Genomic DNA, 7,279 nt, shown 5'->3' with positions numbered 1-7,279 from the left:
ATGATCAAGACCCGTGCCGCTGTCGCCGTGGCTGCAGGCAAGCCGCTGGAGATTATGGAAGTGAACCTGGAAGGCCCGAAGGCGGGCGAGGTTCTGGTGGAAATCAAGGCAACCGGCCTGTGCCACACCGACGAATTCACCCGTTCGGGCGACGACCCGGAAGGCATCTTCCCGGCGATCCTGGGCCATGAAGGCGCGGGCGTCGTGGTCGAGGTCGGCGAAGGCGTGACCTCGCTGAAACCGGGCGACCACGTGATCCCGCTCTACACGCCCGAATGCCGCGAGTGCGAGTACTGCCTGAACCCGAAAACCAACCTCTGCCAGGCGATCCGCTCGACGCAAGGACAAGGGCTGCTGCCCGACGGCACCACCCGCTTCTCGATGCTGGACGGCACCCCGATCCACCACTACATGGGCTGCTCGACCTTCGCCAACCACACCGTGGTGCCGGAAATCGCGCTGGCGAAAATCCGCGAGGACGCGCCGTTCGACAAGGTCTGCTACATCGGCTGCGGCGTCACCACCGGCATTGGTGCTGTGATCAACACCGCCAAGGTGGAAATCGGCAGCCGCGCGGTGGTCTTCGGCCTCGGCGGCATCGGCCTCAATGTGATCCAGGGCCTGCGGCTGGCCGGTGCCGACCAGATTGTCGGCGTCGACCTGAACCCGGGCAAGGTCGAGATGGCGAAACACTTCGGCATGACCGACTTCGTCAATCCGGCGGATGTCGAAGGCGATTTGGTGGCGCATCTGGTCGAGCTGACCGGCGGCGGCGCGGATTATACCTTTGACGCAACCGGCAACGTGAACGTGATGCGCACGGCGCTGGAATGCGCCCACAAGGGCTGGGGCGAGTCGATCATCATCGGCGTGGCGCCTGCGGGGGCCGAGATCTCGACCCGGCCGTTCCAGCTGGTCACGGGGCGCAGCTGGCGCGGCACCGCATTCGGCGGCGCTTCGGGGCGCACCGACGTGCCGAAGATCGTGGATTGGTACATGGACGGCAAGATCGAGATCGACCCGATGATCACCCACAAGCTGACGCTGGATCAGATCAACGAGGGCTTTGATCTGATGCACGAGGGCAAGTCCATCCGCGCTGTCGTGGAGTTCTAAGTTCTCCGGCAGGCTTACAAGCTTGAATGAGGAAACGCAGGCCTTCCGGCCTGCGTTTTTCTTTTGCACCTATTGCTGCAAAGCGGCCCGCCGCTCAGCAGGGCTTAAATGATCAGCTTTCGCTGGTGGCCTCCACCGCGTCCAGGCTGACGCCATAGCCCCAGAGGCAGCGCAGGTGTTTCAGCACTTCTTCCTGATCCTCTTCGTCCAGATGGATGCCATCCCGCACGGTGTGGGTCAGCTTCAGCTCCCGGTCACCGCGCAGGTCGGCGTCGGTCACCTGAATATCCGGCTCCAGATAGGCGAGGTCGTATTGCTTGGCCAGGTCGCGGCGGATCGCCTTGTAGCCCGCGCGGTTGTGGATCTGGCTCACCACCAGATTGGGCAGATCCGCATCATTGGTCAGAGTGAACAGCTTGAACTTGCGGATCAGGTTCGGCGACAGGAACTGCTGGATGAAGCTTTCGTCCCGGTAATTCGCCCAAGCCTCGCGCATCACCTTGCGCCAATCCGGATCGCCTGCAAAATCCGGGAACCATTCACGGTCCTCATCCGTCGGATCCTGGCAAATGCGGCGGATGTCCTGCATCATTGCAAAGCCCAGCGCGTAAGGGTTGATGCCCGAGAACCGCGGATCGTCGTACTCCGGCTGCATCACCACATTGGTGTGGCTGTGCAGCATCTCCATATAGGCGCCCTGCTTGATCTGGCCCTGCTCATACAGCTTGTTGATGATGTAATAGTGCACAAATGTCGCGCAGCCCTCGTTCATCACCTTTGTCTGCTTCTGCGGATAGAGATACTGCGCCAGCATCCGGACAATGCGCAGCAGCTCGCATTGCCAGGCATCCAGAACCGGGCTGTGTTTTTCCAGGAAATAGAGAATGTTTTCCTGCGGCAGGTTCATCATCTTGCGGCGCGCGCTGTAAGAGGCGTCTTCGACCTCTTCCAGCTTGTCCCGGCCTAGCGTCGAGTCGGTCCAGATATCCAGCACGCTCTGACCGCTTTCATAGCCTTCACGCACCTTCTGCATCGCAACCAGCTCTTCCGTGGTTGGCTTTGGCGGGCGGCCGTAGCGGAACACCCCCTGGGACTGCATCGCATGGGCGGCGTCCAGCACCTCCTCCACCGCGCTGAGGCCGTAACGCTCCTCGCAGGCGGCAATGTAGTTCTTGGCAAAGGCGAGATAGTCGTGAATGCCCGCCGCGTCGGTCCACTGCTGGAACAGATAGTTGTTCTTGAAGAAATGGTTATGGCCAAAGGCCGCGTGCGCCATCACCAGGGTCTGCATCGCCATGGTGTTTTCTTCCATGTTGTAGCTGATGCAGGGATTGGAGTTGATGACGATCTCATAAGCCAGACCCTGGCGGCCGGTCCGGTAAAGCGCTTCGTCCCGGGCAAAATGCTTGCCGAAGGACCAGTGCTGATACATCAGCGGCAGGCCGACGCAGGAATAGGCATCCAGCATCTGCTCGGCCGAGATGATTTCGATCTGGTTGGGATAAACATCCAGCCCGAGGTCGCCCAGCGCGATCTCCTCGATCGCGTCGCGCGCTTTCTCCATAAGTTCAAAGGTCCATTCCGGCCCGTCGAACAGCGGCTCGCGCGCCTTTTCAGCTGCCTGCATTCTGCGCCCCTTTCACCTTGGGAAGGAAGAACTCCCGGAAGATCGGATAGATATGGCCGGGCTGCGACACCCGCTGCATTTCGAAATGCTGTGCCTGTTCTTTCACTTCACGGTAGTTCTGCCACAGATCTTCGCCTGCTTCCGGGTTGTTCAGCAGCATTTCCGCTGCCTCATCCACGATCTCGACATAGGCGTAGAACTGGCTCACCGGCAGCAGATCATTCAGAAGCAGATTCTTGCACCTGATCGAGTCATTGCCGAAGTTTTCGCCATCCGAGGCCTGGGCGCCGTAGATGTTCCACTCATCCGGCGGATAGCGCTCTTCGATGATTTCCTTCATCTTCTCCAGCGCGGTGGACACAATGGTGCCGCCGGTTTCGCGGGCGTAGAAGAAGGTTTCCTCGTCCACTTCCTGGGCGTGGTGGGTATGGCGCACGAACACCAGTTCGGTGTGCTCGTAGCAGCGTTCCAGGAACAGATGCAGCAGCAGGAAGAAGCGTTTCGCCAGATCCTTCTCGCGCTCCTGCATGGAACCGGAGACATCCATCAAGCAGAACACAACGGCGCGGGAATTGCGGATCTTCTCGGGCACAAAGGTGTCGTAGCGCAGATCCAGCGGGTCGATGTAACCAACCACCTTGCGCTTGCGGATGATGCCTTCGAGACGTTTTTTCAGCTCATCCAGGAAGGCCTCCTGCGGCTGGGTGCGCTCATCCAGCGCTTCCAGCTCGGCGATTTGCTCTTCCAGATCCTTCTGCGTTTTTGTCGTGGGGCGTTGCAAGGCGATGCGGCGGCCCAGCGAATTGCGCATGGTGCGCACCAGGTTGAGGTTGTTGGGCGTGCCGGCTGTTGTCAGGCCAGCACGGCGGGTGCCGATGGTTTCGGTCTCCACCGTGGCCTTTTCCACCAGATCCGGCAGCTCCAGCCCGTCGAACAGGATTTCCAGGTATTCCTCCTGCGTCAGGGTAAAGGAAAACTCGTCCTCTCCATCCCCGTCCTCAGAGGCCTTGCGGCCGCCCTCGCCTGCGCCGCCCTGCGGCCGTTTGATGGTGTCGCCGACAACAAAATCCTTGTTGCCGGGCAGCACATGGCGGCGGGTGCCGCCTTTGGAGGAGTGAAAGAACCGCGGCTCTTTCAATCCTTTTGAAGGTATGGTGACCTTTTCGCCTTCGTCCGGAACGCCGCTTCCGCTCTGGATCGACTTCCCCCGGACCGACTGATCGACGCGCTCCTTAATATTCTCCCGGGCCCGCCGCAGGAACCGTTGCCGGTTCCCGAGGCTTTTGCCCTTCGGATTGGCGCGCCTGTCGATGAAATGATGCATGTTGCACAGCGCTCCTCTTTAGCCCGCCTTGTTGACGCGCATGTACCATTCGACCAGACGCCGCACCTGGCGGTCGGTATAGCCATGGCCGCGCATCCGCTCGACGAACTCCTGGTGCTTGCCTTCGGTCTTGCTGTCCTTCTTGGACCCGAAGGAGATCACCGGCAGCAGTTCCTCGACCTGGCTGAACATGTGCTTCTCGATCACATCGCGCAGCTTCTCATAGGAGTTCCAGGCCGGGTTCTTGCCGGTATTCGCACGGTGGCGCAGGGCAAATTTCACAACCTCGTTGCGGAAGTCCTTGGGATTGGCGATGCCCACCGGCTTCTCGATCTTGGAGAGCTCGGCATCCAGCACCTCGCGGTTATAAAGCTGGCCGGTGTCCGGATCCTTGTAGTCCTGCTCCTCGATCCAGGCGTCGGCGTAAGAGATATAACGGTCAAAGACGTTCTGGCCGTACTCGGTATAGCTTTCGAGGTACGCCTTCTGGATCTCGTTGCCGATGAACTCCTCATAGCGCGGTGCCAGTTCGGTCTTGATGAACTCGAGATACTTCTGCTCGGTCTCCTGCGGGAATTGCTCGCGCTTGATCATTTGCTCCAGCACATACATCAGATGCACCGGATCCGCCGCCACCTCGTCGGTGTCGAAGTTGAAGGTGGTCGAGAGCACTTTGAAGGCAAAGCGGGTGGAGATGCCGTTCATGCCTTCGTCCACGCCGGCCCGGTCCTGGTACTCCTGCACCGTCTTGGCCTTGGGATCGGTGTCCTTCAGGCTTTCGCCGTCGTAAACCCGCATCTTCGAGTAGAGGTTCGAGTTTTCATGCGGCTTCAGGCGGGTCAGGACCGAGAAGCGGCTGAGGATTTTCAGCGTCTCCGGCGCGCAGGGCGCGTTGCGCAGTTCGCTGTTCTCGATCAGCTTGTCGTAGATCATCGACTCGTCGGAAACCCGCAGGCAATACGGCACCTTGACGATCGATACCCGGTCGATGAAGGCTTCGTTGTTCTTGTTGTTCTTGAAGGACTGCCATTCGCTTTCGTTCGAATGCGCCAGGATAAGGCCGTTGAACGGGATCGCACCGAAGCTTTCGGTGCCCATGTAGTTGCCTTCCTGGGTCGCCGTCAGCAGCGGGTGCAGCATCTTGATCGGCGCCTTGAACATCTCGACGAATTCCAGGATGCCCTGGGTCGAGCGGTTCAGACCGCCGGAGAAGCTGTAGGCATCCGGGTTGTCCTGGCTGAAATGCTCCAGCTGGCGGATGTCGACCTTGCCGACCAGGGTCGAGATATCCTGGTTGTTCTCATCGCCCGGCTCCACCTTGGAGACACAGATCCGGCGCAGACGCGACGGATACAGGCGCACAACCGAGAACTTGTTGATATCGCCGTCAAACTCATCCAGCCGCTGCACCGCCCAGGGCGACATCAGCCCCGGCAGCCGGTGCTGGGCAATGCCGTATTCCTCTTCCAGCACCTTACCCATGCGGACCGGATCGAACAGGCCCAGGGGGCTTTCGAAGATCGGCGAGATCTGGTCGCCGGCTTTCAGCACATAAATCGGCTGATCCTCGACCAGGCGCTTCAGCCGTTCCGCCAGCGAGGATTTGCCGCCGCCGACCGGCCCCAGCAGATAGAGGATCTGCTTGCGCTCTTCCAAGCCTTGCGCGGCGTGGCGGAAATAGCCGACGATGCGCTCGATGGTGTCTTCCATGCCATAGAAGTCGTGGAACGCGCTGTAGCGCTTGATCGTGCGGTTCTGAAAGATTGGCCCGAGCCGCGCGTCCTTCGACGTGTCTACCAGCTCCTCTTCGCCAATTGCCTTCAGCATCCTCTCGGCGACGTTCGCGTACAGGCTGGGATCGTCACGGCAGGCATTCAGATAATCCTGCAGCGGCATTTCCTGCTCGCGCGTCTCGCCGTACTGCTCTGCAAAAAGTTCGGCAATGTCTTTCATAGTGGATCAAGCCTCCTGGTTTACTTGGCGCCGTTCCTCCTGGCGTTTTAAATTCGCGCACGGACAGACAGTGCCCAGCACGTGGGCATAGGTGTCCGCGTCAGTGTTGAGTTCTGATTTCTGCTCGGCGCCGCTGCTGGCGTCATACGTCCGGCTGGCCGCTCTTGGCGGCGGCCTGCGCCCGGAGTCCAGGGCTATCGGCGTCGTGTTACTTACTTTCGAGCTTACACCAATTACGAACTTCTTCCTATCTGAAAGTGGTGTACTTTTAATTAATTGCCAGAAACTTTTGTGCGAAATTCTCTTCACATCGCGGCGATCAGCTTCTCAGCAAGCGGGTTCTGCAGCGCGGCATTTCAAAGGCTTGCACGCCGCTCTCCACCCGTGATTGCGCGCACTCAGCCACCCTCACCCTTTTGGCGCAACCATCCGGCCGAAACCGCCCCAAAGGCCGTAATTCCTGCCAAATCCCGCCACGCTGCCGCACATTCATCGTTGCGGAAGCAGCATCACAGCCTCGTGAAAAACCTTAAAAAATCTGCGGCAGCCAAGACACGGTTGCCGCCCAATTTGCGTCAAGACCGCCCTTCATACACTGGACAGGCAAAGAAAAATCGTCACAGTATGGCCTCAAAATGGCCGCAAAAGACGGCCGATGGGCAAAAGTACAGGCAACGGAACCACGCTGCGCAGGCCAATTCAGGGCCGCGCCGCGTACAGATGAGCGGTAAAATAATGAGCACGGTCGCATATATTACCCGCGATATGGCGGGCACTACGCAGCATGGAAATTTTTCCGAGGGCACACCGGCGCGCATTGATGCCGCACAGGCCAAAGACCTTTCGCTGAACCTCAGCCCGGCAGATGTCGAAAGCTACGCCCGAAACGGCAGCGATTTGCATATCACTTTGGCCAACGGCCAGGAGCTTGTGCTGGAGAACTTCTATTCTTATGACGCCGCCGGCGCTAAGAACCTGTTTCTCAGCCAGGAAGGCGAGTTCATCGAAGTGGTGCTGGAAGACAAATCCGGCGGCATGCTGTTTGCCACCTACGAACCGCTCGACCTGGCCGGCAAATGGAGCGCCTACGACGAAATGGTGTTCCTGGACGTCGACCGGATTGAACCGGTTGTAGCGCCGCTTGCGGCCCCGCTGTTCGGCGGGCTGGGTGCAGGCGCAGCAGCGGCCGGGGTCGTTGGCGCCGCAGTGGTCGCAGGAAGCGGCGGCGGCGGCGGTGGTGGCGACGGCAGCGTCGTACC

The 7,279-nt window shown here is 59.8% G+C and carries 5 protein-coding genes; 2 read left to right on the top strand and 3 right to left on the bottom strand.

The features are described from left to right. Positions 1-3: 3 nt before the first annotated feature. Entirely contained in the window at positions 4-1,116 is a 1,113-nt protein-coding gene (locus tag RA20_RS18245; protein WP_039132071.1) for an S-(hydroxymethyl)glutathione dehydrogenase/class III alcohol dehydrogenase, read from the top strand. A gap of 112 nt (positions 1,117-1,228) precedes the next feature. Here RA20_RS18245 and RA20_RS18240 read toward each other — a convergent pair whose 3' ends face one another. The 3 genes from RA20_RS18240 to RA20_RS18230 are packed head-to-tail and all read right to left on the bottom strand — an operon-like array spanning position 1,229 to position 6,020. Beyond that, a complete protein-coding gene (locus tag RA20_RS18240; RefSeq protein ID WP_039132068.1) occupies positions 1,229-2,743 on the bottom strand; it encodes a SpoVR family protein in 1,515 nt (504 codons plus the stop codon). Continuing rightward, positions 2,730-4,067, bottom strand: a complete 1,338-nt coding sequence (locus RA20_RS18235) for a YeaH/YhbH family protein (protein WP_039132066.1) — start codon at positions 4,065-4,067, stop codon at positions 2,730-2,732. The genes RA20_RS18240 and RA20_RS18235 overlap by 14 nt, the downstream gene beginning before the upstream one ends. An 18-nt stretch (positions 4,068-4,085) precedes the next feature. Continuing rightward, on the bottom strand, positions 4,086-6,020 hold the full coding sequence (locus RA20_RS18230) for a PrkA family serine protein kinase (protein WP_039132064.1): 1,935 nt from the start codon (positions 6,018-6,020) through the stop codon (positions 4,086-4,088). 735 nt (positions 6,021-6,755) lie between these two features. Between RA20_RS18230 and RA20_RS18225 the strand changes: the two genes are divergently transcribed. Beyond that, positions 6,756-7,279, top strand: a 524-nt coding sequence (locus RA20_RS18225) for a BapA/Bap/LapF family prefix-like domain-containing protein (RefSeq protein ID WP_039132062.1), incomplete at its 3' end; no start/stop codon positions are given.

The sequence above is a fragment of the Leisingera sp. ANG-Vp genome (assembly GCF_000813725.1).
In the GTDB taxonomy this organism is placed as follows: domain Bacteria; phylum Pseudomonadota; class Alphaproteobacteria; order Rhodobacterales; family Rhodobacteraceae; genus Leisingera.
The sequence above is the reverse complement of the archived record's forward strand: the minus strand, read 5'-3'. Positions and strand labels throughout refer to the sequence as shown.